We start from the raw sequence: 26,069 nt of genomic DNA, 5'->3' as shown, positions 1-26,069 counted from the left end.
TTCTTTTAATAATCCGATGTATATTTATAGATGAATAAATAAAAAAGGTGGCATACCCATGCAGGCCGCCACCTTTTTATCTTCTTGAAGATTTTAAATTGTAACTCCAGGCTTATTCAGCAGTGAATGCACTTCCCGATAAGGCAATTGATGCGATTCTGCAACCCCTTTAAAGGTGACATTGCCATCAAGCGTATTCAGTCCTTTTAACAAAGCCGAATTATCCAAACAAGCCTGTTTATATCCTTTATTAGCGATTTGCAGCGCATATGGCACCGTCACATTGGTTAATCCAAGCGTCCCTGTTCTTGGTACTGCCCCAGGAATATTTGGTACCGTATAATGAACAACGCCATGCTTCGTAAATGTCGGATCGTCATGACTGGTAATTCGGTCACTTGTTTCCACATTTCCACCTTGGTCAATGGCGACATCCACAATGACCGATCCATTTGGCATATCTTTCACCATATCTTCCGTAACCAATACTGGCGCCTTAGCACTAGGAATCAGCACTGAACCAATTACCAAGTCAGCATCCGCGACTTCTTCATGGATATTCAGACTGTTTGACATAATGGTACGGACGACCCAAACAAGTCATTCAGCTGTCTTAACCGAGCAGGATTCAATTCTAAAATAGATACTTCTGCACCTAAGCCTAAAGCAATTTTCGCCGCATTTGTACCTACTACCCCACCGCCAATGACAGTGACTTTCCCCCGTTTCACGCCAGGTATACCAGCTAACAGAACCCCTTTTCCACCGTTCGTCTTCTCTAAATATTGGGCACCAATTTGCGTCGCCATGTAACCGGCAACTTCACTCATTGGGGCCAACAATGGTAATGACCGATCATCCAGCTGCACTGTTTCATAAGCAAGCCCAACCACTTTTTTATCAATCAATGCCTTGGTCAACTCAGGTTCGGCAGCCAGATGCAAGTAGGTGAATAGATTTAACCCTTCATAAAAATAATCATATTCTTCTGGAAGCGGTTCTTTGACCTTCATTACCATTTCCTTTTCCCAGACTTCTTTTGCAGTCGAGGTAATGATGGCACCTGCTTGTTTATATGCTTCATCCGTAAATCCTGACCTGACGCCTGCTACCACGGAACAAGCCATGCAACGTTCCCCGGCCGAGCCAAAAGCAGCACTGATGATTTGGGTTGCTGCGTTTTCAAGTTAGCATCTTTTAAAACAATGGAATGATTTTTCGCACCGGACAATGCCTGCACACGCTTTAAGTTTTCCGTTCCTTTTTTATACACGTACTCTGCTACCGGCTGAGAACCAACGAAAGAAATGACGCCAATCTGCTCATGTTCAAGCAAACCATTAACAACATCATGTGCCCCATGGACGATATTAAATACACCTTCTGGCAATCCTGCTTCTTCCAGCTATTCTGCCAACCGATTTGCCAGTAATGGGGTCCGTTCCGATGGTTTTAGAACGAATGTATTTCCCGTTACAATCGCCATTGGGAACATCCAGCATGGTACCATCATTGGGAAGTTGAACGGGGTAATCCCGCCGACAACCCCGATTGGATAGCGGTAAACACCAGATTCAAGTCCTGAAGCTATCGATGGTAGTTGCGATCCCATGGATAAGGATGGTGCTCCGGCTGCAAACTCCACACATTCGATACCATGAAGCACTTCCCCGTGTGCCTCTTTAAAACTTTTGCCATTTTCGATCGTGACCAATTCAGCCAGTTCATCCCAATGATCGACTAATAGTTGTTGATATTTAAATAGAATCCGCGCCCGTTTTGGAACGGGTACCTCTTTCCGCGACGTAAATGCTTCGGAAGCTAAATCGTCTTTGGAAAATTAAATTCCTGTAGAGTTTTTTATCTAACCTGGACAATGCCTAATCATCTATATGTACTTTTGTCGTTTCACACCATGCCTTCGATAATTAATCGAAAGCCAGGCGACCAACGTTGCAACAAGCCCAGAAATCGCAAAAATTATTGTAATGACGATAAATCCATGAATAGCAATCGACCGTCCTGGTACAGGCACAAGTCCAAAATATACGGTACCGAAGATCGCAACACCGAACACACTAGCAAGCCTCATGGTGGTATTGAGTAACCCACTCATGTCAGAGGCATCACGTTTATCAACCTCGCTGGTCAGGTGGTCAACCATACCTGTGAATTCTATGCCGAAACTGAGTCCACCTAAACCAAGCAAAATTATAAGTAATGTTCCGCTAACAGCTCCAGCCAGCACACTGACACATATTCCGGCGAAACTGATGGCAAAAACAAAAGAGGCTATGGGAATCATCAAACGCTTATTCCTTGCAGAAAGTTTCCCAATAACTGGGCCACCGATTCCAAACGCTGCTACCCATGGGACCAAAGCAAGCCCAGAGTAAGTTGGACTTTTGCCAAGTCCCTGTTGGAGATAAAGTGCTAGCACGAACAGAATAGCGTAATATACACTGCTGATGACAAATTGTGAAAACAGTCCCAGGGAGATACTCGGCTGAGTAAAAAGCCTCAAATTGATTACTGGATAACCACCTTTTGCCTTAAACCGATGTTCCATGACTATAAACAAAGCGAATGCTAGTGCACTGCCTACTAAGCAGTTCCATACCCACATCGGCCAACCTTCATTTTGGCCAAAGGTAAGGGGGACAACGAGTAGCAACAGTGCCAGTGTTAGAACTACAACGCCCTTTAGATCCAGACGTTGGGACTTGTGTTCAGCGTTTTCGGGTAAAAACCGTGCGGCCATCCCAAGAAACAGAATACCTAATGGTACATTAATCAAGAAAATCGGGCGCCATCCCATATTAAATAAGTTGGCTGAAATAAGCACGCCACCCAATACCTGGCCCATGGCAGCACTACCGGCTAATACAATCGTGTAAGCCGAAAGAGCGTGAGTCCTGGCTTTCCCCTCAAAATTTAGCTGGATACCGGTTAGAACCTGGGATATCATGAGTGCTGCACCAACCCCTTGAATAAGGCGAGCAATCACAAGGACAATCGCGTTCGGAGCAATGCCGCAGAACATGGATGCCAATGTAAAAAAACTAAGCCCATACAGGAACATTCGACGGTATCCATGAATACTACCTAATCGAGCGCTTGTGATTAGTAACGCTGCATACGTCAGTGCATAGCCCGAATTGATTAAAATTAGCTCTGCGCTTGTCGCGTGCAAACTAGAGTGAATAGATGGCGTGGCAATGTTAACAATAGCCGTATCAACGTTTCCCAAGAATATTCCACCAAGTAACGCGGCTAACAGCCCAACTTGGGAACTTGTTTTATTTTTGTACTTTTCATTTACCATAACCATTTCTTTTGACATAATGAATTCCTCCTTAAAAATCTTGTTAATCTATCGATTAAGTCAAGATTCCTTTCATAGACTGTCCGTGATTCATGTAAAATGGAAGATAATTGGAGAGTAAAAACTTATACCCTCCACTTACCCAATCGTTTTATTATAAGTGAATTTCAACGATCTCATTTAGAGAGGAATACGTTCCGACGTGGATGGTTCACCCATGGTCTTTTCAATATTTCGACTGTTTTTTTCTAGTTGCAGTAACTGTTGTTTCATTTCCAAGCCTCCTCGATATCCTGTCAACCTGCCATCTTTACCGACGACCCGGTGGCAAGGGATTGCAATAAGAACAGGATTAGCACCTATTGCTGCACCAACCGCGCGAAACGAATTCAACTTTTGAAGATGCTCCGCAACATCTGAATAGGATTTCATGTGTCCATAGGGAATATTGTATAGCGTTTCCCAGACTAATCGTTGAAATGGAGAACCGTAAATATCGATCGGAAAGTCAAATTCCTTTCGTCGCCCTTGAAAGTACTCTTTGAACTGAAACGTAAAGGGCTTTACTAACAATTTATCATGAATCAAACGGGCATTCGGGAGTCGGCTACTCACCCATTTATCTAAATCCACAAATGATTGAGTGGGAGACACATAACAAAGGCCCTTGTTTGTTGCAGCCACCATCAATCGCCATGATTCATAGAAGAAAAAATCCCAATAAACAAACGTGTTATTTTGTTTCATCTTGAACCCCTCCATAATTTTTTTCAGTTTGTACCTTTTTCCGAAACACTGTTGGTGTAAGACCCGTTTTTTTTTGAAACAGTGTTGTAAAATGGGCAGCGTTGGGAATTCCCACTGCCTCGGCAATTTCCTTAATGGATTGATCCGTAAAAAAAAGAGACTGTTTGGCCTTTGAAATTCTTGTTTGTTGAATGTATCCAGCAAGCGAAATGCCCTTGATGCGCTTGAATATTCGATGCAAGTGATAGGGACTGCCATGGAACATTTCTGCAATCGTATCAAGCGTCAAGGTTTCACTGTAATGGGTGTCAATCCACTCAGTAATTTGTATCACCCATTCTTCGTCTGGCATTCGCAGTCCATCCGGCCTGCATCGTTTACAAGGACGAAAGTGTTGAGATAATGCTTGCTCAACATCACGAAATATTTGTACATTCTCTTGATTTGGAACCCTTGATTTACATGAAGGCCGACAAAAGATACCCGTGGTTTTCACACCATAGAAAAAGAATCCATCAAAAGAGGCATCATTTTGAATAATGGCTTGCCAAATGTTACTGTTTATAGACTTCTTTTCACCCATTCCGGATGTGCTTAACTGTTCTTCCACAATTTTTTCGGGCTCAGGTTGTTTCATAAGATCGCCTCCACATGTTAAGTATAAATCGGATCACCACAGCATGTAAGGATTTTAGAATGTAATAGCAAGAATACAAAAGTAATCAAAAGTTATTTTGTGATAAAGGACAAAAGAAAAAACCATCAATTTTGATGGCTTGATGGAGGTAAATTTATTATGGCCCGAAAAAAGAATCGTTGCCAGTCCCTTTATGATTAGCAAATTATTTGGACTCGTAACAGAACACGGTTTCTGTTACAAGTTTGTTTCACCATACTTGTTTGCCTCATTTTTTATATAGTACTATGGTTCATACGAAATTACTTTTTTCATTAGTACCACTTTGATAGGGATTTCAGTGGAAAAACATAATGCATTCTAAAGCTCATCTATCACTACTGGAACCGTTATCAAACATCATCTTCAAACAGAACGAATATTGTAAGACTTGTAGTATCAAAGATTAATCTTTCATCCTTAATTATGTGTATCAAACTAACTAAATGATTTTAAAGCTAGTTTTATAGCTCCTTTCTAAATGAATAACACCATTTATCGTAATTCATCTTTTCTTCATAAAATCGATGTGCATTCGTTCGTTGAATTCCAGATTCTAATGCAATAAATTCAGCATCCTGATCCTTTGCCCATTGATGAATAAAATTTAGTAGTTTCTCACCATATCCGTGGGAACGGTATGCAGCGTCAGTAGCTAAATCATAAATGAACACATGCCGCTTGTTATAAAAATTGACCCGCCAAGAGACACCCGCTACAGATACAATCCTATCTTCTTCATATAATGCGAACAGTTTATATTTTTGTTCTTTCATTTCCATTAACAAACCGATAAAACTTTCCTCCGTTAAATCGGTTCGAAGTTGATTAATTACTGGAAATGCTTCGAGCCACTGTTTTTTTCTTTTCAACTCAATTATACTGGTCATTTTTATCCTCTTTTCGTGATAAAGGCATAAACTATTCATTCACTATGAGACTTGAATAAACTTCTGGTCTCCGATGAGCCATACATGAAATTTTACCGCGTACTTGGTCGATATAATCTAAATCCAGTTCTTGCATAATGATTGCTTCTCTTTCAGGCGCTCTCGCAAGAACTGTTCCCCAAGGATCAATAATCATACTATTACCAAATTCCACTTGTTCTGGTGGAACCGTTCCAAATTGTCCTGCTGCAATTATATAACATTGATTTTCAATTGCTCTTGCGCGCAAAAGAATTTCCCAATGATGTGCTCCCGTGTATAGAGGAAATGCCGCTGGGACAAAAATAACTTTACTACCTTGAATAGCTAATGATCGGAACAATTCTGGGAAACGAATATCATAACAGATTGTCATACCGACCGTACCAAAGTCAGTCTCCGCTGTTACAACATCACTTCCTGGTTTAATCGTATCCGATTCCTTGATTGTATACCTTCCTTCAAATTCTGCATCATACAAATGAATTTTTCGATATAACTTGACAATTTCACCCTTACCATTTAAAAGAATACTCGTGTTATACACACGTTGCCCGTCCGCCTTTTCCAAAATACTGCCGCAATGTAAATAAACATTATATTCCTTTGCAACACTTGCAAAAGCATCACTTGTTGGACCAGGTATTGTTTCTCCTATTCCCACTTTCTCGCTATCTTCACCCATATAGTCAACATACTCCGGCAAAACGATAAATTCTGCACCTTTATTTGCAGCCTCTTTAACTAATTTCAGTGCCTTTGAAATATTTTCTTTCTTATTATCTCGAGAATTAAGTTGAATCGCCGCTACTCTCATTCCTATCCCTCCTGAATTTTACTAAATTACTCATTATCCTATGTGGCATACTACTAATATTTACCTCTTATTTAATCTTATTTTTGAAAATTTGCGGATAATCCCATCTGGCATAAACATAATAACCAATACGATAATTAGTCCGTAAATAACTAATCTATAGTCTCCTAACACTCGTAAATATTCAAGTCCCATGACAACTATAAACGATCCAACAACAGGCCCAGCAATTGTTCCAATTCCTCCAACAACAACGATTAATAATATTTGCATCATAATATCTATACTCATGACAGATGATGGTGTTAATACTTGGACATAATGGGCAAATAACGAACCCGCAACTCCAGCGATAAAGGCACTAATCATAAAAACATATAATTTATGTTTTGTTAGATTAATCCCTAAGCTCTCCGCTGCATCCGGGGATTCTTTAATTGAATTTAATGCCAACCCTTGAGGCCCCTTTACAATCCGGTATATGATAAACATGGAAATAAAAAATATGATTAAAACTAGATAATATATATTTAACCTGTTCGCCAAGTTAAAGCTAATTGACCCGATACTTGTGAATGCAGGAATACCACTTAATCCTAATTCTCCTCTTGTAAGGGTTACCAGATTACTAGTTACAAGTTTTGTAACTTCCGCAAAACCTAAAGTTAATATAGCAATATACGGAACAATTCGAAGTCGTAAAACAGGTAAACTAATAAAGGCCCCAGCTACTGCTGCAAAAAGTCCTCCAATAAGTAATCCAAACCAAGGAGATACATCTAATTTCATCGACATCAAAGCAGACACATAAGCACCAATCCCAAAGAAAGCTTGATGTCCAAAAGAGAATACCCCTGAGTATCCTGCAATTAGATTCCAGCTAGAAGCAAGGATGGCAAATATGAGCGATAAAATTAAAATATGCAGATTATAACTTTGTACAAATAGAGGAATTATTAGCAGAAATATAGCTCCTATTAAATAACCAAGTTTATTTGTTTTATACCAAGCTACATTTTTCCCCATGATAGTATCCTGATTATTGACGTTTACAACGTTTTTAAGATTCAATGACTACCACTCCTTTGTTCCAAATAATCCAGAAGGCCTGATCCATAAAACTAAAATTAGTAAAGAAAAGGCGATTACATTTTGCCATTCGGAAGCAAATACTAAAACACCTAATCCTTCAAGTATTCCTAATCCAATCCCCCCTACAATTGCCCCTACTAAACTGCCAAGACCACCAATAACAACTACTGCCAATGCTTTTAGTAGTAAGTCTGATCCCATCCATGGGTTTACAGAATAAATTGGGGCCAGCATAATCGCTGCAACCGTTGCTAATACAGCACTAACACCAAACGCAATCATATAAATTAATTTTGTATTGATTCCGTAAAGGGTTGCAGAATCACTATCCTGTGATGTTGCCCTTAATGCTTGTCCAAAACGGCTATACTTAAGAAATGCCCAGAATAGAAGGATAATCAATACCGCTACCATAAAGATTAAAATACGTTGAGCGGATAATCCGATTCCAAAGATGGAAAATTTTGCATCTATATAATAAGGGATATTTTTAAATCGTTCACCCCAAATATTTAGCGCCAAATTTTGTAATAAAATAGATAAACCAAAAGTTGCAATCAAATGACTCTCTGTCCAACTTGGCTTGTCCATTAAATATTGAATAATGACCCTTTGAACTACAACCGCTATAATAAATACGATAATGATGCTTATAATAGCTGCAATGATCGGATTAATACCAGCGGATACATTTAAGAAAAACATTAAAAAACCGCCTAGCATGTAAAACTCCCCATGTGCCAAGTTCAGCATTTTCATTGTACCCCAAATTAGTGACAATCCACTTGCCATTAATGCATACATAGAACCAACGATAATTCCATTTAAAATTTGTTGTATTATAATTTCCATATCATCACTCCTTATAATCCTAAATATGCTTGTTTTACGTATACATTATCCATTAGGTTTTCAGCTTTTCCTTCGAGAACAATTTTTCCTGTTTCCATCACGTACGCATAATCAGAGATTTCGAGAGCAACGTTGACGTTTTGTTCTACTAGTAAGATCGTAATACCTTCCTTGTTCAGTCTTTGTAGTAATACAAAGATCGACTCAACAATTTTGGGTGCTAATCCAAGGGATGGTTCATCCAACATTAACATCTCCGGACTACTCATTAACGCTCGTCCAATAGCCACCATTTGCTGCTCTCCACCAGATAATGTGCCCCCATGTTGCATTTTTCTTTCGTGTAGCCTTGGGAACATTTCATATACTTCCTCTAATTTTTCCTTTCTTTTCCCCCACAATGATTTTTCAAATGCACCCATGAGCAAATTTTCTTCTACCGTCATTTGAGGGAAAAGTCTTCTATCCTCCGGGACATGGGAAATTCCATGTGAAATAATAGCAGAAGGAGGAACCTTATCTAGACGTTTATCATTATAAAAAATTGCTCCACTTTTCGGTCCTATCAATCCAGAAATTGTTCTAAGGGTAGTTGTTTTTCCAGCACCATTTGATCCCAACAAGGCGACTGTTTCACCTTTTTCTATTTTCATAGAAAGATTGTGAATTACTTGTACATTACCATAGAAAACATTAATATCATGAATATTAAGCATGTTGTTTTACCCCCCCTAAATAAGCTTCGATTACGAGAGGATTCTCTGAAATTTCTTTCGGTGTTCCTTTAGCTAATACTTCACCATAGTTTAAAACAAGAATACGATCGGACGCTCCCATAACTGCCTTCATTACGTGCTCAATCATAATGATAGCAACACCGCTTTCTTTGATTTTCTTAATAATTCCTACAACCTCATTCCCTTCAGAAGGGGTAAGCCCTCCAATAACTTCATCTAATAAAAGAACTTGTGGTTCTGTTGCAAGAGCTCGAGCCAACTCTAGTTTTTTTAGATTTCCAATAGATAAGCTCTTCGCTTCCAAATCCTTAATATTACTCATTCCTACAAACTCCAATATTTCTTCTGCTTTTGCTCTAGCCTTTGAAATACTATCCTGTTTATTTCCAAAATAGGAACCTACCATAACATTTTCAATTAAATCCATGTTTTGAAATGGCTTCGTTACTTGAAATGTACGTGCTATCCCTAGATGACATCGCTGATCCGGACGTTTATTCGTTATATTAATATCTTTATATATAATCCTTCCAACATTTGGTTTTAGCACCCCAGCAATTACATTAAACATCGTAGTTTTTCCGGCCCCATTTGGGCCAATTAACCCAAGAATTTCATCTTGGGCTAATTCAAATTTCACATCCTTCAAGGCCGTTAAACCACCAAAAACTTTTTTGACGTTTTCTACCTTCAAAATAGTTTTACTCATAAGCTACCTCCGTTATATCTATAATGAACATTTACTTTATCCATGGTTGTCCTTCATACTTTGAAGTTGCAATGTTTTTCGGCCAAATAATTTGATTCTCACCATCTTGTATTTGTGCTGCTGGAACTGGAAGGAAATCTGGTCCTGATTTTGCAGTATGATTTGCTTCATTGAATTCAAATTTTCCGGAAAGTCCATCTCGACTTAGACTTGACAGCCCTTCAACAATTTTATCGGAATCCAATGTACCCGCTGCCTCGATTGCACTTAATGCATTATTCATATAATCATAACCTTGAGCAGCATCAGAGTTTCCATCAGCTTCATATATTTTTACATATTTCTCTTCAAATTCTTTTTGTACTTCAATAAGGCCAGGGTGATAAGAGATTGGCTCCCAAATCAGTCCATTTGCATTTGTCCCAGCTTGCTCAATGAACTCTGGACGGATTGGATAATATATTGCCATGTGTAAAGATTCTAAATTAGTTTCATTAAATTGTTTCACTAGCGCAACTCCAGACGAAACTGATGTGAAACAAGTAATGAGAACATCCGCATCAAGTGATTTCAATTTTGTTAATTGAGGATAAAAGTCTGTATGGCCAACATCAACTGTTTCAAAAGCTACTTGCTCCCATCCATCTTTTTTAAATAGCTCTTCTGCTTCCGCTACATTTGAACGGCCGTAATCAGTATCTTCAACTACAAACGCAACAGTTTTATTTTTTGGATCAAAATGTCCATCTTTGATTAATTCTTTAATTGTTTCATATGCCCCTTCACCATAAGCTTCACTACTAAAGTTGCCTTTCCAAAAATACTTATATTTATCTGGGTCTTCTTCTACTTTTTCTGAAATAGCACTACTAACTGGTTCTCCACTCATAACGGGCTTTTCATACTGAGAAGCTAAGTCCATTACCGCCATCGTTACAGAACTAGAAAAGGCGTCGCCGATTAGAAAGTCAACATTATCATTGTTAAATAATTTCTCCGCAGTACTCACGCCCTCTGAGGGTTGACCTTGGTTATCCTCAAAGATCATTTTAACTGGTAGCATATCTCCATCAATTTCAATTCCACCTTTTTCATTCCACTCGTCAACAGCCATTTCCATTCCCTGCTTAAGCGCAATTCCTGAGTTTGCTGTTGAACCAGTAAGTGGTCCAGTAACCCCAATCTTAACCGTATCTGCAGAACCACTAGCACCTTGACTACATCCAGCCATAAATAGTATCCCGGTGATTAATATAATCATTGAAACAAATATTATTCTTTTTTTCACAAAAGTTTCCCCCTTGTCAATTCAAAAAAATGAATATAGCATATACTCTTAGAATCACTACGTTTTACCTTAATTCATACATTGTAGCTGTTTACATGAATCTTAGACTTAATTTCCTTTTCATAAATAACTTTTTTATCTCAACACGAATAATACGAATAAAACATAATACATATATTGGGAATTATATATTTTAATTTCTTATTTTACACCATTCCATAATAAAGGCTGCGAAAGTTTTTGTTACTTTCTTCAGACTATCTAAATCGACGTATTCATTTGCACCATGCATTCCTTCCCCTATTGGTCCATAACAAGTAGATGGAATTCCAAATTCTTCAAATGCCCGGGTATCCGTCGTACCAGTAAAGTTTAATTCCTCAATCTCTTCATCTGTTATTATATTATGTGCAAACGCTATTGTTTTATATAATTCAGAGTAATCTGTACCTGATGAAATTCCTGGGGCACTAAACCCATAAAACTCTACTTCTGGTGGTGACTCCTTTAACCATTCATCATTTTCAGCTGCATTTAAGATCCATTCTTTTACTTCTTGTTGAACGTCTTCTGGGTCTTGGTCTGGGTAAAAACCAATACGAGCCTCAAAAACACATTCAGAAGGAACGTTTGAAGGCCAGTCACCGCCCTTTATGACACCTACATTTACATTTAATGGGTGAGAGTGTTCCAAGTAGTTATGATGTTTCGGACGACTATTAATATGTTCACGGTATTCATCCAAAGCTTTAATTAAGTAACTTGCTTTATTAATCGCATTTACTGCCTTTTCTGCTCTTTCTACGTGAGCTCCAGCTCCACGTACTTTTACCCTTACCCATAATACACCTACGATTGCTGTTTGAATTCTTAGCTCTGTTGGCTCCGGAATTAGTGCTGCATCGGCAACAAAACCATTATCTAGTAAAGCAAGTGCACCATTTCCAGTACATTCTTCTTCTATTACCGTTTGAATTTGAACATCTGCACCTAATTCAATTCCAGCTTTTTGAATTGCTTTAACTGCATGAATCATCGCGGCAACGCCGCCTTTCATATCTTGAATTCCACGACCATACATTTTATTATGGATAATCGTTGGATTATATGGATCTGTATCCCATAGAAGTTCAGGTTCTGCACTAACTACATCCACATGTCCTTGAAGAATTATACTCTTCCCAATTTTAGGACCCTTCGTTTTTAATTCTCCAACAATAACAGGACGATTTTCATACGACCATTCTGGAACCCCAAAATTTTTATAAACACTAAGCCTTTTCGGATCCGGTTCAATGGAGGTTGTTTCTAAGTTCATTTCATCCAAATGTTTTTTAATAAATTTTTGAACACCTGCTTCATTCCCTAATGTACTTTTATAGGAACCAATGGACTTTAAGAATAGCAATTGTTCATCCCATAACTCATCAATAATTTGATTTACCTTTTCTATTTCTCTAGTTTCGCTTAAGTTATTCATAACTTATCCTCCTTGATAATTTAATAGACTCTCGGCATTCACCGAGTCAGACTGGGTAAGGGATTTCCCTTCCCATAGATTTTATTTTCCTCCTACCTTGTAGGGGGATTTTTTATTGAAACAATATTCCGAACTGGAAATAACATGTTGAAATATTGTCATTAAAATAGTCAAAAATACCCTTGACTTTTCAAAATTAACCCAAAAATCGGTTTTTAGGGGAGTTTTTCCTATTAACCAAGTGAGGGTGTTGATTTTGAAACCAATTTTCACCGCACATGCGGACTACCAACAGTTTGTCATGGATCAACTACAAGAACACTATTCCGGTGGTATCCTTACACTTGTGAATGGTGATTGGCCTGTTATCATGAAACTCTGGATCACGGATCTCTCAAAGATCACGATACTACTTATGCCTTATTACGGTAAAAGAGGTCCGGAACCGAGAAATCCTGCGTCCATGATGCGGTCGTATCTGCTTTTACTCTTGACCAATCCAACCATGAGTATCGATCGTTGGGTTGATCAGCTTCAACGAGTTCCACTTTATGTATCCTTAGTGGATTTGAACCCGGTGACACACCTGGTGTTGGTACATTCCATGACTTTTTCTTTCGCCAGTGGGGAAGTGAAAGAAAAAACGTAACCCACAAAAGGAAAAGCAAAAAGTCTCGTAAACGGAAACCAAAAAGAGGTAAAAAGGGTGAAAAAGCACCTGTATCCAAGCTTGGTCGGGTTAAACGGTTGGTCGAGTGGATCATCCCAAGACTAGATCAAGAAAAACAGATGCCATTCGATCGTTTATTTGCATTTTTTCAATCCGAAATACTTACCATTTCAGCTAAGTTAGGACTGCTCGGGGATACAGATAATATAAGCGTTGCCGGTGACGGTACACCCATCGTCACCGCATCCCATCCCCGAAGCAAATCCACCTGTAATTGTCGCGCCCAGGGTATAGCGAATTGCAAGCACGGTCGCATTTACTCCCAACCCGACTGTGACAGTGGATGGGATAGTCATCGAGAGAAGTATTTCAATGGATACCACCTCTATATGATCAATGCTTGCGATAGCCCGTATGACTTACCTTTGTACACGCGTCTGAATCCTGCTTCCACGCATGATTCGGTCGGCTTGGTTGTCAGTTGGGCTGAATTTTCGCAGCGGTTCAACCTGGGCGCGGTAGAAAGGGTGCTTCTTGATGCCGCACATGACGCTTATTCTATTTACGAACTCATGGATCATAAACAGGTTGAACCTATTATTGATCTGAATAAGCGCGCCAAAAAAGATGTTAAAACAGATGGTGATATAAGGATATCACCACAAGATATTCCCATTTGCCCGATTGGTAAGAAAATGAAACCAAACGGTTATGACAATACACAACACCGCCAGAAATGGAGATGCCCATTGGCGTGTGGAACAAAGAATTCTTGTGAAACACCCTGTTCGACTGCAAAGTACGGTCGAACCTACCACACCTATACCAAAGAGAACAAGCGTCTGTTTCCCAAGCTATCCAGAGAAACAAATCGTTGGAAAACGATTTACAAGCGTCGTACTTCAGTGGAGCGATCCAACAAACGTGAAAAGGTCGACTATCATCTCGAGGCTGGCAGACATCGTTCTACGATGATGTGGTACATGCGAACTTACGGAATTATGATGTGCCAGCACATGGATGCATGGTACAGCCATCAAGAGCACGAATTGGACTTTATTAAAGAATCGATTTTCCCAAAAGTAGTCTAAGTGATTGAATTTTCGAAGAAATAATATCCTTAGGCTTATTTGACATGCCCTTTTTTGAAAACACTATGAAAATAGCCGGTTTTAACTTCAATCAAGACTTATTTCCAGTAATTTTATGGAAAATGTGTCATTGTCGCCCTAAGAATTCCGGGAGCCTATTTTAATATTTGTAACCAATATTATTTTTGTCTTACTTTACACCAGTCCATAATAAAGGCTGCGATCGTTTTTGTTGCGGTCTTTAAACTATTTAAATCGATAAATTCATTTGGCCCATGCATATTCGCCCCGGTTGCTCCATAACAAGTGGTTGGAATACCAAATTCTTCAAAAGCACGGATATCCGTCGTGGCTGTAAAAGCTATTGATTTGATTTCCTCATTTGTAGTTAACTTATGTGTGGAGGCAATGGATTCGAAAAGTTCAGAGTCCCCTTCATTCACAAAACCTGGCGCACAAAAGCCAAAGAATTCAACTTCTGGCGGAGTTTCTTTTAACCATTCATCTCTTTGAGCAGCATTTAGAATCCACTCTTTTACTTCTTGTTGAATTTCTTCTGGATCTTGATTAGGATAAAAACCAATGCGGGCCTCAAAGATACATTCCGAAGGAACGTTGGACGGCCAGTCACCTCCCTTAATTACACCGACATTTACATTCAAAGGATGAGGGTGATCGTCAAAATAACTTGGTTTTGGTCTATTGTTAATATACTCTCTATATTTATCCAAAGCTTGGACTAAATAAGCTGCTTTATTAATCGCATTTACTGCTTTTTCTGCTCTTTCTACATGCGCTCCAGCTCCTCTTACTTTTACCCGAACCCATAGTACACCAACTTGTCCTTTTATAGTTCTTAATTCAGTTGGTTCTGTAATTAAAGCACCATCCGCAATGAAACCTTTATCCAATAAAGCTAAAGCTCCATTTCCAGTACATTCCTCTTCCATCACCGTTTGAAGTTGAACGTCAGCCCCTAATTCTATTCCAGACTTTTGGATCGCCTTAACTGCATAAATCATCGCTGCAACACCCGATTTCATATCACAAATACCGCGTCCATACATTTTATCATCGATAATTGTAGGGTTATATGGATCTGTCTCCCATAAATATTCAGGTTCAGCACTTACAACATCAATATGCCCTTGAAGGATTAAGCTTTTCCCGATTTTAGGACCTTTCGTTTTCCATTCTCCTACAACTACTGGGCGATTTTCATAGGACCACTCTGGTACTCCACAATTTTTATAAGAAGAAAGTCTTTTCGGATCCGGATTAAATGAAGTCGTTTTCAAATTCATATCATCTAAATGTTTTTGGATAAAACACTGAATACCCGCTTCATTCCCCAACGTACTTTTATAAGTACCCAACGATTTCAGAAAAAGTAATTGTTCTTCCCAATTTTCCTCGAGAATTGCTTGTACTCTTTTAATATCCTTTGTTTTCTCCACAATGTTCATACAATTTCCTCCAATCTATTATTCCTATATATCCAATCCTTAATAAATTAAAGATATATATAGCTTAAACTAAAACACTTTCAGTAGATTGTTATTTAATTTTGTAATCACAACAGGTAATCCACCTAAAATCACCCCCCTCAACCCTTATCAAAGAATCGAACCTCAACACCTGTACTAGCATCATCAAATTTAACATTTATTTATATTTATTAATTATGCATTGATAAGTTTTACGATTAGCACATGAAATCAATTATATTATGAAAATATGAATATAACGTTTTCCAAAACTTCAACTTTCATTTCTAATACTTTTACTTAGGATTTTTACTTATTGTTCAAAGCTAAATATATGGACAAGTTACACTTGAGCCAACTTTTGGTATAGCTTAAGTTTATTTAACCTAATAATTGCCTTACTTGTTCAGTATAATTAATTAAATTTGGCATTTATTATAATCCATTTTCATTAAGATTAGTGGCAATTTTTATTATGCCAACAGTCATTATCCCTATCTATTTGAGTAACAAATATATATCAGTGAATATAAATTTAATTGGTGATTTTCTAATCATTATTGTACTAAATGCTATTGTATCAGGCTTAAATTTGAGGGTAACCTACTAGCTTAATAGCATTATACGTGGTATTCTGAACATTTTCCTACCTACAATATTCAATTTAACAGTCAACAAAGTGTATTTATTAAATAAAGTTTTCCGATCAGTCTACTTTCTGCTTTAAATTACTTTTCATAAGCCCATCATCTATTATTATTTTATGCCTAGTTGTTTTTGAGTGGATTGTATCGCATCATGTAATTTTTCGATCATTGTATGAATTTGTGATTGATCTATAATAAGTGGTGGTGCAAAACAGATAATATCTGTCTGCTCATAGGTTACTGGACGGCAGATAACTCCTCGTTCATGTAATGCTTCAATAACTTTTCCAGCTACCTTGGATTCCGAAGCAAAACGCTGGTTGGTATTCGGATCCTGAACAAGCTCAACTGCACCAAGCAGCCCCAGCGTGCGAACGTCACCGACAATTTCTAATTTATTTTTTATCTCTTTAAATCCGTTCAACAGTACTTCACCCATTTTTCGGGAATTTTCCACAAGATTTTCCTGCTCGATTATCTCAATATTTTTTAAGGCTACGGCAGCTGCAGTTGGATGACCACTATAGGTAAAGCCGTGGAATAGCGTTCCTTTCGATTTTTCCTTCAAGACATTATGAATGGCATCCGATATAACCACGCCCCCCATTGGAACATACCCACTGGTAACACCTTTTGCAAAGGTCATTAGATCAGGAATAACTTTCCAATTTTCTGTACCAAACATCTTTCCAGTGCGGCCAAATCCAGTGATAACCTCATCAGCAATAAACAAAATACCGTATTCGTCACATAAATTCCGGACTTCTTGTAAATAATCATCCGGTGGAATGAGTACACCACCAGCACCTTGTACTGGTTCAGCCATAAATGCCGCAACAGTTTCCGGACCTTCCTGTTCAATCATTTGTCTGAGTGAGGAAATTGCTTTCCCGGTTGTACTGCCATATGGTGTTTGAGCATGAGTAATACCTGTGATCATATGTCCAGCCATATCCCAGAATTCCGGAATTCCGGTTACACTTGTTGAAGCTGCTGCAACCCCATGATATCCCCGTTTCAATGCTATAATTTTATGGCGTTCCGGCTGTCCTTGGATTTTCCAGTAATGGCGGACGAGCTTAACTGCCGAATCATTTGCTTCCGACCCACCCGAAGTAAAAAAGACACCGTTTAAACCTTTAGGCGCAAGTGATGCGATCTTTTCTGCCAATTTAATTGCCGGCTCATGGCTAAATGTTGAGAAAGCCGAGCTAAATGCTATTTTTTTCATCTGATCAGCGGCAACTTCCGCCAATTCTTTCCGGCCGTGACCGATGTTTACATTCCATAATGATGACATTGCATCCATGAATACGCTTCCACTTTTATCAGTAAGATAAATTCCTTCACCCTTTTCTACAATGATTTTTGGTCCATATTCCTGTTGCTGTTGAATTGACGATGTCGGATGAATAAAATGTTTTTTGTCCAATTCTTCTAATGTTTCCATGTAAAAGCCCTCCCTTTTATTTAAAAAACCAGATATACAGGCAGCACAAAAACAATATATTTGCCTACCTATATAACTGGCTATAACCTAGGACATGCCCCACTTCATCAGCAGAGTCAATTAGATTTGACAGCTATTAATATATTATAAATAAAAATATAACAAAAAATCAATCTATTGTCAACACTTTGCAAAGTTGCAATTGTGATCCAACTTTACAGTATGAAATTAAAGCACAACCAGCTCACGGTCTAACCTGAAGACAGCTGGAATACTCCTTAACAAACTATTCATAAAGAGAAAACACCCCAATGTTTGGCATAGTTTAATTACTCAGTAAAAACTACCAAACAGAAGAGGTGTCCGCTATTATTTGACGCTACTGGATGACTGTCGGAGTTGGAAATTGAACAAGGGATTTTAAAGTTAAAGGATGCCTGGAATTTATAATGAAACTTTATTACTACTTCCATCTGGTACCTATTAAAACACCAGAACTGATCCTTTTGATTATACCAGAATATATTATAATACTACTATGGATACGATGCTAAATTTTTAGTAGGACCTATTTCTGGGGTCAGGAAGGAGAGTAGGTATGGGGGATAAAAGTGGGAAATCAAGGAATATATATATAATTATGGGTGTACTTATTGTACTTGTAGCAGTGTCCTTTGCCAGACTTTCATACGGAATGATTCTTCCTTTTATGAAGGATGGTCTCTTTATTTCCTATAAATCAGCAGGAACTCTTGGCACAATTACTTCGCTAGGGTATTTAATTTCTATTATGTTTGCGGGGTATCTATCGACTAAATGGGGTGGAAAAAATACAATAATTGTTGGATTACTTCTAATTAATTTAGGCTTTTTCAACTTATCAATAACAACAACTTATTGGTATAGCTCTGTTTTTATGTTTCTTCTAGGTATTGGAACTGCTTTTGTTTTCACTCCGTTAATTGCGATATTGACCGAGTGGTTCCCACAAAAAAAGGGTTTTGTTATTGGATGTGTAAATAGTAGCGCAGGGATTGGATCGTTATTTGTCGGCATCCTTGTTCCCTTTCTTGCTGATATATATATCGAAACGTCTTGGCGAATAACTTGGAAAATTTTTTGCATAATTGGAGGTTTAGTTTTTTTCATGACTATATTTTTTATTAAAAATCCTCCAGTTGCAAAAGAGGCTTTAATTCAACCCTCTTCTCCAGTAAAAAAAATATATACAAATAGAAACGTGATCAAAGTAGGTCTTATCTATGGAATTGTGGGAATGACTTTAATTGTTCAGACTACCTTTATCCTAAGTTTTATGTTGGAAGAAGGGCTGGATATGAGACTTGCTGGGCAATTAATTGCTTTGAACGGAATATTAGCTATTTTTAGCTCACCTTTTTGGGGAGGAATTTCCGACCGATTAGGCAGGCGGAATTCTTTAGTTATAGCAATGAGTCTAAATCTTTTGTCTACGATTATTCCAGTCGTATTACCTAATACAATAGGGTTTGCAGTAAATTTAGTTATTCAAGGAGTTGTTGCGTTTGGTATAATGACGCTAGTACAAGCCTTAAGTACGGAACAATCATCCTCCCAAGATACACCTATTGTAATTAGTTATACCACTTTTTACTTTGCGACTGGACAGTTTTTAGGTCCTACTCTAGCAGGGTGGCTTATTGATTATAGCGGGTTTAAAAGCACCTTTCTTTTCTTTGCGTTATGTATGTTTATCGGTTTATTTATAATTAAAATTATAAAAGTTACAGAAATAAAAACGGTCGGAAATTCCTCTGCTGATGGATAAATATAAACTTTACTGTTTTGAACTTTAATAACTTTGGTTCGGTAACAAATCACTGGATTAACGACACCCTTCGATATTATAAACAATCGCATACGCTACGAAACGGACAAGATCATAATTTGCCTTTCCCTTTAGTCAAACTGATTTCATCGATTCCTATCAACGGAGGTGTTGTAACTTTAGAATAAAGTTTGATAAAACCACCTCGCAGATCCGTGTTTTACGGTAAATAAGAAGAATCCATTTTGAAAAAGGATTGATCAAAATGGATTCATTCTTTGTGAAGTATTATATAATTTTTGTTTAATAAATAGTTCGATCATCATCTACCTGATTTATTTCACAAAAGTGCCCTTTTCTTAACTGATTTTTTTAATTAGAAGATAGCCATTCAACTACATCATCTATGTTTTTATCTGGTGGGAAAACAGGATAAAACACTTTTTCAATGATCCCATCTTGCACAATAAGAGTAAGCCTTTTATTAAGCGTCATGGAATCTACCTCAAATAATGGAAGGCTTAAAGCATTCGATAAAACCAAATCTGAATCACTTAATAATTGATACGGTAAATGAAGCCGTTCAGTGAATTCCTTTTGATATTCAGTATTTTGGGTGCTCACACCAAATACTTTTGTATTTAATTTTTGTAATTCCTGAAAATGATCTCGAATAGAACAAGCCTGTGGTGTACATCCTCTAGCGCCTGGAATTTCATTCCATCCATTAGGAAGACTTACTCCCGGCTTTCCCGTTAAAGGGTAAAAATATAAAACAAATCTCCCCATTATCTTTGACGGATCTACACTTTCGTCAGCTATAGAGTTTAATTCGACTGATGGTATTGCGTTACCTTTCAAATGATTACATGCGCCATCATCCTGAGGTACAGGAAGGTCGTTAGGAAGTTCCAAAAAATTGTTTTCTGCCATTATCTTGACTCCCTCTATCAATTTTTTCCCTGACTATAACTATTTTTGTCATCCAAAAATCACAATCTGGGTAATGAGCTTTTTGATTTGTGCATTTAATATGGCGATACAACCGTTTGGTAGCCAAATGGAATTTCCGGCTGATGAGAAATAACAAAAGGTACTTTATCACTATCACTTGCCATGGCATAACGGTTAAGCATCCAAATCATACTTTTGTTAATATTTGTGTAGAAACTTAACCAATACGACAGATGGTCTGGATTTTCATTTTTTATTATACAATTTGTCGGACTATATTAACCCTAAATTATTACTAAACTCTTTTTTGTTAACCGCGATCAACTACAATCACTTTTGCTTCTTCCTTATTAGGATTGAACACAACATGAGGAGTATCGTCAGGGATAATGAAAGCATCCCCTTCGTTCCACTCTGTTACTTCATTATCAATTTTTATTTTAATATGACCTAGAACAACATAAAATGCGTGACCTTGATAACAGACATGATCTGCTTCATAACCTGAAGGATAAACAACAACACGCATTCTTGCGTTGTCGATTTCTAACCATCTGGAAACAGCCCCTTTAGATGCTGAATCCGGGTAAAATTCTTCATTATTTTTGCTGACAACCATGTTTGATAAGTAACTGTTCGTTGATCGAGACATAATAACAACCCCTTTCAATCTTTTATTTAAAATTTTTTTGAACTGATAGAACAGCATGATGTAAACTTTCATCTTGGGTACCTGCTTTATCCTTTCCTTATTCGTGATTGACGGTAAAAAATAAATAGTATCCTGTCATATAAAATCTGGATAAGTTTTGATTCAACTGGCAGGGTGATACCCCACCGGTTCCATGTGGTGGTTCTGCTATAAACTCTACCATACAGTATAGGGCCATCCTGTTCGATCGCTTCATGTATGGTTTCTATCAAATTATGTGTGCTTTTTTATAGAGTGCTAGAGTTTATCGATATATACTCAGGTAAGAGCTACGCAGCCATTTCTCAAAATTCAGGAATCCCTATCACACTTGTCGATACTGATGTTGCCGATGTTACACCATGATTTGTCTTTTTTATGGACTATCTCGTTTTCGTTCAGGCTCCCCTTTCAGTTTTAAAAATAACGAGCCAATCATAACTATCCGTTGGACGGATGGTTAAGATTGTTCAATAAATTTGGAGATTGTTCAATAAATTTAGACTGTCATCCCAGTCCCCTTCAGCAATGAACCCACATCCTGATAAGGCAACTGATGCGATTCTGCAACCCCTTTAAAGGTGACATTGCCATCAAGCGTATTCAGTCCTTTTAACAAAGCCGAATTATCCAAACAAGCCTGTTTATATCCTTTATTAGCGATTTGCAGCGCATATGGCACCGTCACATTGGTTAATCCAAGCGTCCCTGTTCTTGGTACTGCCCCAGGAATATTTGGTACCGTATAATGAACAACGCCATGTTTCGTAAATGTTGGATCGTCGTGACTGGTAATTCGGTCACTTGTTTCCACATTTCCACCTTGGTCAATCGCGACATCCACAATAACCGATCCATTTGGCATAGCTTTCACCATATCTTCCGTTACCAATACCGGCGCTTTAGCTCCAGGAATCAGTACCGAACCGATCACCAAGTCAGCATCCGCAACTTCTTCATGGATATTCAGACTGTTCGACATGATGGTATTCACGGATGACCCAAACAAGTCATTCAGCTGTCTTAACCGAGCTGGATTCAATTCTAAAATAGATACTTCTGCACCTAATCCTAACGCAATTTTTGCTGCATTTGTACCAACTACCCCACCACCAATGACAGTGACTTTCCCCCGTTTCACGCCAGGTATACCAGCTAACAGAACCCCTTTTCCACCGTTCGTCTTCTCTAAATATTGGGCACCAATTTGCGTCGCCATGTAGCCGGCAACTTCACTCATTGGGGCCAACAATGGTAATGAACGATCATCCAGCTGCACAGTTTCATAGGCAATCCCAACCACTTTTTTATCAATCAAAGCTTTGGTTAACTCAGGTTCTGCAGCCAAATGCAAGTAGGTAAACAGAATTAATCCTTCGTAAAAATATTTATATTCGTCCGGAAGCGGTTCTTTGACCTTCATTACCATTTCCTTTTCCCAGACTTCCTTTGCGGTCGACGTAATGATGGCACCCGCTTGTTTATATGCCTCATCTGTAAATCCCGATCCCATGCCAGCATCCGTTTCGACGTATACTTCATGACCAGCGTTTTTGAGTGTGACCACACCTGATGGAGACATGGCTACCCTGTTTTCATTGTTTTTAATTTCTTTTGGGATACCTATCCGCATTGTCTGCTCCCCCTCCTGTGATAGCTACTACTATGCTTATACCCAGCGTGTCGTAATAACTTTCTTCCGTGTATAAAATTCAATACCGTCTTTCCCATTAACATGCAGATCCCCATAAAACGAATCCTTCCAGCCAGAGAATGGGAAAAAGGCCATTGGAGCTGGTACACCAATGTTTACCCCCAGCATACCGGCATCAATCGTTTCGCGGAACTGCCGAACACTGCCACCATCGTTTGTGAAAATACATGAACCATTGGCAAAACGGGATTTGTTCGTCAGCTTCACCGCTTCATAGAGATCCTTGACACGAGAAATGGACAAGATTGGTGCAAACATTTCGTCCTGCCAAATCTTCATTTCGCTTGTGACATTATCAAAAATGGTTGGACCGACAAAATAGCCTTTCCGCTTCATTTCTTCATCATTTCGCCCATCCCGAATAAGAGTCGCACCTTCTTTTTCTCCTGTTTCAATATATTGCAGTGTCCGCTCCTTATGTTGATCGCGAATAACTGGCCCAAGGAAAACACCTTCATCCAATCCATTACCAATCTTGATTTCATTCGCTTTTTCCACCAATGTTTCAATCAAATCATCAGCAATGGAGTCTTCCACGGCTACCACGGAACAAGCCATGCAACGTTCCCCGGCCGAGCCAAAAGCAGCACTGATAATTTGGGTTGCAGCATTCTCTAAATTTGCATCTTTTAAAACAATGGAATGGTTTTTCGCACCAGATAGTGCTTGCACCCGCTTTAGGTTTTCTGTTCCTTTTTTATATACGTACTCGGCTACTGGTTGCGAACCGACAAAAGAAATGGCGCTAACGTTTTCATGCTCAAGCAATCCATTGACAACATCATGTGCCCCATGAACAATATTAAATACCCCTTCTGGCAATCCTGCTTCTTCTAACAATTCCGCCAAGCGATTTGCCAGTAATGGCGTCCGTTCTGATGGTTTTAAGACAAACGTATTTCCTGTTACAATCGCCATTGGAAACATCCAACACGGCACCATCATTGGGAAATTGAATGGCGTTATTCCACCCACAACGCCGATCGGATAACGGTAAACACCGGATTCAAGTCCTGACGCGATCGATGGTAGTTGTGACCCCATGGATAACGATGGAGCTCCAGCAGCAAACTCGACACATTCGATACCACGAAGCACTTCCCCATGCGCTTCTTTAAAACTTTTACCATTTTCAATAGTCACTAATTCAGCTAGCTCATCCCAATGATCAACTAGTAATTGTTGGTATTTAAATAAAATTCGCGCCCGTTTTGGAACAGGAACCTCTTTCCACGACGTAAATGCTTCGGAAGCTACTTCTACTGCCTGGTCTAAATCACCTTTTGTGGAAAGAGGTACTTGTGCAATCACTTCATCTGTAGCTGGGTTCAATACTTCTGCCGTTTTTTCAGATGCCGCCTCCACCCATTTTCCTCCAATATAGTTCTTAAGCGGCTTCAATTGTGTTTGTGTCATATCTATCATGCCTCCTGCTTCGTTTTTTTCGGGGTGCCAGGCACTTAGAGACTCCCGCGAGTGCCGGGCCACCCGTCACGTCTTTTTTCTATGCATTTTCTTTAAAAACTTTTTTCAAGGTAGAAACAATAAATTCAACATCTTCGTCTGTACTCGAAAGTGGTGGACACAATGCCAAAATATTATTGTATCCGGCTACGGTATCACCATTTTTACCAATGATCAGGCCATTCGCTTTACAATCTGCAACAATTTTACCCACTCGCTCTGGTGATGCTGGTTCTTTTGTCGTCTTATCCTCGACCATTTCGATCCCCATCACAAATCCTAGATTGCGGACATCGCCAACATATGGATGTTCCGTCAATTCAGCGAGCTCCGTTCGTAAGCGTTCACCTAAAACTGCTGCTCTGCCAACTAAATTTTCTCTTTCCATAATCTCAATATTTTTGAGTGCTAATGCACAAGCTGCCGGGTTGCCACCGAATGTATTGACATGACGAAAATGACTGTTTTCCCCATTATCGACAAAGGTTTGGTAAATATCTTTACGCACAGCAGTCACTGAAAGCGGCAGATATGCACTAGTGAGACCTTTTGCCATTGTTACAATGTCCGGTTTAATATCAAAATGCTGATGACCAAACATTTTACCTGTCCGGCCAAAACCACAAATGACCTCATCGATGATCAATAACACACCATGCTTTTTACAAATCTCTTGTACTCTTTCTACATATACAGGATCTGGAATCAAAACCCCTCCACCGGTAATTAATGGCTCCATAATCACAGCGGCAATCGTTTCTTTTTGCTCCCAAATAATTTTATTTCCCAATTCCTGTGCGCATTGCAAATTGTGTTCCTTAACGGATACGCCGGCTGGTCTCCGGTAATTATCAGGAGGAGTCACATGCAAAAATCCGGAGGTTAGCGGTTCGTATTTGTATTTTCTTAACGCCTGCCCAGTCGCTGCTAACGCTCCAAGTGACCCACCATGATACGCCCGATAGCGGGAAATAAACTTATATCTTGATGGCTCCCCATTTTGCTGATGATATTGCCGTGCTATTTTAAAGGCAACCTCATTTGCATCAGAGCCACTGTTCGAATAAAAAATCATATAGTCATCATCAAGCAGCTCATTCAGCTTTTCAGCAAGCTCAATGCCCGGAACATGGCTTTGGGTCATGGACGTGTACGCCATTTTTTGCATTTGTTCATATGCCGCTTTCGCCAATTCCTCCCGCCCATAGCCAACGTTGACACACCACAACCCTGACATGCCATCTAGTAATCTGTTTCCCTCATGATCTGTTATCCACGAACCCTTTCCCTCTGTTACCACCATCGGACGTTTTGTATCGTTGTATTGTGAAATATGATGCCAAACATTTTGTCGGTCTTTTTCCTCAATTAATTGAGATTGCTGTAAATCTTTAGCAGTCTTCATCTCCACGTTCTCCTTTCCAATAATTTACTTTATCATT

At 38.8% G+C, this 26,069-nt stretch carries 21 protein-coding genes and 2 pseudogenes; 3 read left to right on the top strand and 20 right to left on the bottom strand.

The window, feature by feature from the left end; translation table 11 throughout:
• Positions 1–93: 93 nt before the first annotated feature.
• The 13 genes and pseudogenes from ald (WMZ97_RS11710) to WMZ97_RS11650 all read right to left on the bottom strand — a co-directional run.
• Positions 94–1,109 (bottom strand): annotated as a pseudogene (ald, locus tag WMZ97_RS11710) (alanine dehydrogenase); the annotation flags it as partial.
• Positions 1,100–1,828 (bottom strand): annotated as a pseudogene (locus tag WMZ97_RS11705) (aldehyde dehydrogenase family protein); the annotation flags it as partial. The pseudogenes WMZ97_RS11705 and ald (WMZ97_RS11710), both read right to left, overlap by 10 nt.
• A gap of 60 nt (positions 1,829–1,888) precedes the next feature.
• Positions 1,889–3,343: an MFS transporter gene (locus WMZ97_RS11700; protein WP_343272271.1), complete on the bottom strand. Its 1,455-nt coding sequence runs from the start codon at positions 3,341–3,343 to the stop codon at positions 1,889–1,891.
• Between the two features lie 162 nt (positions 3,344–3,505).
• On the bottom strand, positions 3,506–4,072 hold the full coding sequence (locus tag WMZ97_RS11695; RefSeq protein ID WP_343272270.1) for a methylated-DNA--[protein]-cysteine S-methyltransferase: 567 nt from the start codon (positions 4,070–4,072) through the stop codon (positions 3,506–3,508).
• A complete protein-coding gene (locus WMZ97_RS11690; RefSeq protein ID WP_343272319.1) occupies positions 4,059–4,655 on the bottom strand; it encodes a bifunctional transcriptional activator/DNA repair enzyme AdaA in 597 nt (198 codons plus the stop codon). Before WMZ97_RS11690 ends, WMZ97_RS11695 begins: the two co-directional genes overlap by 14 nt.
• 557 nt (positions 4,656–5,212) lie before the next feature.
• A complete protein-coding gene (locus WMZ97_RS11685) occupies positions 5,213–5,638 on the bottom strand; it encodes a GNAT family N-acetyltransferase (RefSeq protein WP_343272269.1) in 426 nt (141 codons plus the stop codon).
• 31 nt (positions 5,639–5,669) lie between these two features.
• Positions 5,670–6,494, bottom strand: a complete 825-nt coding sequence (locus tag WMZ97_RS11680) for a carbon-nitrogen hydrolase family protein (protein WP_343272268.1) — start codon at positions 6,492–6,494, stop codon at positions 5,670–5,672.
• Positions 6,495–6,554: 60 nt separating this feature from the next.
• On the bottom strand, positions 6,555–7,565 hold the full coding sequence (locus WMZ97_RS11675; RefSeq protein ID WP_343272267.1) for a branched-chain amino acid ABC transporter permease: 1,011 nt from the start codon (positions 7,563–7,565) through the stop codon (positions 6,555–6,557).
• A 3-nt stretch (positions 7,566–7,568) separates the two neighbouring features.
• Positions 7,569–8,438: a branched-chain amino acid ABC transporter permease gene (locus tag WMZ97_RS11670; RefSeq protein WP_343272266.1), complete on the bottom strand. Its 870-nt coding sequence runs from the start codon at positions 8,436–8,438 to the stop codon at positions 7,569–7,571.
• 11 nt (positions 8,439–8,449) lie between these two features.
• Positions 8,450–9,154, bottom strand: a complete 705-nt coding sequence (locus WMZ97_RS11665) for an ABC transporter ATP-binding protein (RefSeq protein WP_343272265.1) — start codon at positions 9,152–9,154, stop codon at positions 8,450–8,452.
• Positions 9,147–9,884, bottom strand: a complete 738-nt coding sequence (locus WMZ97_RS11660) for an ABC transporter ATP-binding protein (RefSeq protein WP_343272264.1) — start codon at positions 9,882–9,884, stop codon at positions 9,147–9,149. The genes WMZ97_RS11665 and WMZ97_RS11660 overlap by 8 nt, the downstream gene beginning before the upstream one ends.
• Before the next feature lie 31 nt (positions 9,885–9,915).
• The gene (locus WMZ97_RS11655) at positions 9,916–11,172 is read right to left on the bottom strand and encodes an ABC transporter substrate-binding protein (protein ID WP_343272263.1); all 1,257 of its coding nucleotides are present in this window, start codon (positions 11,170–11,172) and stop codon (positions 9,916–9,918) included.
• Positions 11,173–11,365: 193 nt separating this feature from the next.
• The gene (locus WMZ97_RS11650; RefSeq protein ID WP_343272262.1) at positions 11,366–12,652 is read right to left on the bottom strand and encodes an ArgE/DapE family deacylase; all 1,287 of its coding nucleotides are present in this window, start codon (positions 12,650–12,652) and stop codon (positions 11,366–11,368) included.
• 256 nt (positions 12,653–12,908) lie between these two features.
• On the opposite strand from WMZ97_RS11650, the gene WMZ97_RS11645 reads away from it, so the two are divergent.
• A complete protein-coding gene (locus WMZ97_RS11645) occupies positions 12,909–13,301 on the top strand; it encodes a hypothetical protein (protein ID WP_343272261.1) in 393 nt (130 codons plus the stop codon).
• A 98-nt stretch (positions 13,302–13,399) separates the two neighbouring features.
• Positions 13,400–14,413: a transposase gene (locus tag WMZ97_RS11640; protein ID WP_343272260.1), complete on the top strand. Its 1,014-nt coding sequence runs from the start codon at positions 13,400–13,402 to the stop codon at positions 14,411–14,413.
• A gap of 179 nt (positions 14,414–14,592) precedes the next feature.
• On the opposite strand, the gene WMZ97_RS11635 is transcribed toward WMZ97_RS11640, so the two are convergent.
• Entirely contained in the window at positions 14,593–15,879 is a 1,287-nt protein-coding gene (locus WMZ97_RS11635; RefSeq protein ID WP_343272259.1) for an ArgE/DapE family deacylase, read from the bottom strand.
• A 777-nt stretch (positions 15,880–16,656) separates the two neighbouring features.
• The gene (locus WMZ97_RS11630) at positions 16,657–17,997 is read right to left on the bottom strand and encodes an aminotransferase family protein (RefSeq protein WP_343272258.1); all 1,341 of its coding nucleotides are present in this window, start codon (positions 17,995–17,997) and stop codon (positions 16,657–16,659) included.
• A 598-nt stretch (positions 17,998–18,595) separates the two neighbouring features.
• On the opposite strand from WMZ97_RS11630, the gene WMZ97_RS11625 reads away from it, so the two are divergent.
• The gene (locus tag WMZ97_RS11625) at positions 18,596–19,804 is read left to right on the top strand and encodes an MFS transporter (protein WP_343272257.1); all 1,209 of its coding nucleotides are present in this window, start codon (positions 18,596–18,598) and stop codon (positions 19,802–19,804) included.
• Positions 19,805–20,176: 372 nt separating this feature from the next.
• On the opposite strand, the gene WMZ97_RS11620 is transcribed toward WMZ97_RS11625, so the two are convergent.
• The 5 genes from WMZ97_RS11620 to WMZ97_RS11600 form a co-directional block, all read right to left on the bottom strand.
• On the bottom strand, positions 20,177–20,737 hold the full coding sequence (locus tag WMZ97_RS11620; RefSeq protein ID WP_343272256.1) for a peroxiredoxin: 561 nt from the start codon (positions 20,735–20,737) through the stop codon (positions 20,177–20,179).
• A gap of 331 nt (positions 20,738–21,068) precedes the next feature.
• Positions 21,069–21,482, bottom strand: a complete 414-nt coding sequence (locus tag WMZ97_RS11615; protein WP_343272255.1) for a cupin domain-containing protein — start codon at positions 21,480–21,482, stop codon at positions 21,069–21,071.
• A 466-nt stretch (positions 21,483–21,948) separates the two neighbouring features.
• Positions 21,949–23,082, bottom strand: a complete 1,134-nt coding sequence (gene ald / locus WMZ97_RS11610) for an alanine dehydrogenase (RefSeq protein ID WP_343272254.1) — start codon at positions 23,080–23,082, stop codon at positions 21,949–21,951.
• Between the two features lie 36 nt (positions 23,083–23,118).
• Positions 23,119–24,579, bottom strand: coding sequence for a CoA-acylating methylmalonate-semialdehyde dehydrogenase (locus WMZ97_RS11605; RefSeq protein WP_343272253.1), 1,461 nt, complete (start codon positions 24,577–24,579; stop codon positions 23,119–23,121).
• An 88-nt stretch (positions 24,580–24,667) separates the two neighbouring features.
• Positions 24,668–26,032, bottom strand: coding sequence for an aspartate aminotransferase family protein (locus WMZ97_RS11600; protein ID WP_343272252.1), 1,365 nt, complete (start codon positions 26,030–26,032; stop codon positions 24,668–24,670).
• Between the last annotated feature and the right edge of the window lie 37 nt (positions 26,033–26,069).

Source organism: Lentibacillus songyuanensis (genome assembly GCF_039548255.1).
Classification (GTDB): Bacteria; Bacillota; Bacilli; order Bacillales; family Amphibacillaceae; genus Lentibacillus_C; species Lentibacillus_C songyuanensis.
The sequence above is the reverse complement of the archived record's forward strand: the minus strand, read 5'-3'. Positions and strand labels throughout refer to the sequence as shown.

Coding starts and splice junctions, on each gene's coding strand:
- WMZ97_RS11700 (WP_343272271.1), bottom strand. CDS start 3,343: ATGTCAAAAGAAATGGTTATGGTAAATGAAAAGTACAAAAATAAAACA.
- WMZ97_RS11695 (WP_343272270.1), bottom strand. CDS start 4,072: ATGAAACAAAATAACACGTTTGTTTATTGGGATTTTTTCTTCTATGAA.
- WMZ97_RS11690 (WP_343272319.1), bottom strand. CDS start 4,655: ATGGGTGAAAAGAAGTCTATAAACAGTAACATTTGGCAAGCCATTATT.
- WMZ97_RS11685 (WP_343272269.1), bottom strand. CDS start 5,638: ATGACCAGTATAATTGAGTTGAAAAGAAAAAAACAGTGGCTCGAAGCA.
- WMZ97_RS11680 (WP_343272268.1), bottom strand. CDS start 6,494: ATGAGAGTAGCGGCGATTCAACTTAATTCTCGAGATAATAAGAAAGAA.
- WMZ97_RS11670 (WP_343272266.1), bottom strand. CDS start 8,438: ATGGAAATTATAATACAACAAATTTTAAATGGAATTATCGTTGGTTCT.
- WMZ97_RS11665 (WP_343272265.1), bottom strand. CDS start 9,154: ATGCTTAATATTCATGATATTAATGTTTTCTATGGTAATGTACAAGTA.
- WMZ97_RS11660 (WP_343272264.1), bottom strand. CDS start 9,884: ATGAGTAAAACTATTTTGAAGGTAGAAAACGTCAAAAAAGTTTTTGGT.
- WMZ97_RS11650 (WP_343272262.1), bottom strand. CDS start 12,652: ATGAATAACTTAAGCGAAACTAGAGAAATAGAAAAGGTAAATCAAATT.
- WMZ97_RS11635 (WP_343272259.1), bottom strand. CDS start 15,879: ATGAACATTGTGGAGAAAACAAAGGATATTAAAAGAGTACAAGCAATT.
- WMZ97_RS11630 (WP_343272258.1), bottom strand. CDS start 17,997: ATGGAAACATTAGAAGAATTGGACAAAAAACATTTTATTCATCCGACA.
- WMZ97_RS11625 (WP_343272257.1), top strand. CDS start 18,596: ATGGGGGATAAAAGTGGGAAATCAAGGAATATATATATAATTATGGGT.
- WMZ97_RS11620 (WP_343272256.1), bottom strand. CDS start 20,737: ATGGCAGAAAACAATTTTTTGGAACTTCCTAACGACCTTCCTGTACCT.
- WMZ97_RS11615 (WP_343272255.1), bottom strand. CDS start 21,482: ATGAAAGTTTACATCATGCTGTTCTATCAGTTCAAAAAAATTTTAAAT.
- ald (WP_343272254.1), bottom strand. CDS start 23,082: ATGCGGATAGGTATCCCAAAAGAAATTAAAAACAATGAAAACAGGGTA.
- WMZ97_RS11605 (WP_343272253.1), bottom strand. CDS start 24,579: ATGACACAAACACAATTGAAGCCGCTTAAGAACTATATTGGAGGAAAA.
- WMZ97_RS11600 (WP_343272252.1), bottom strand. CDS start 26,032: ATGAAGACTGCTAAAGATTTACAGCAATCTCAATTAATTGAGGAAAAA.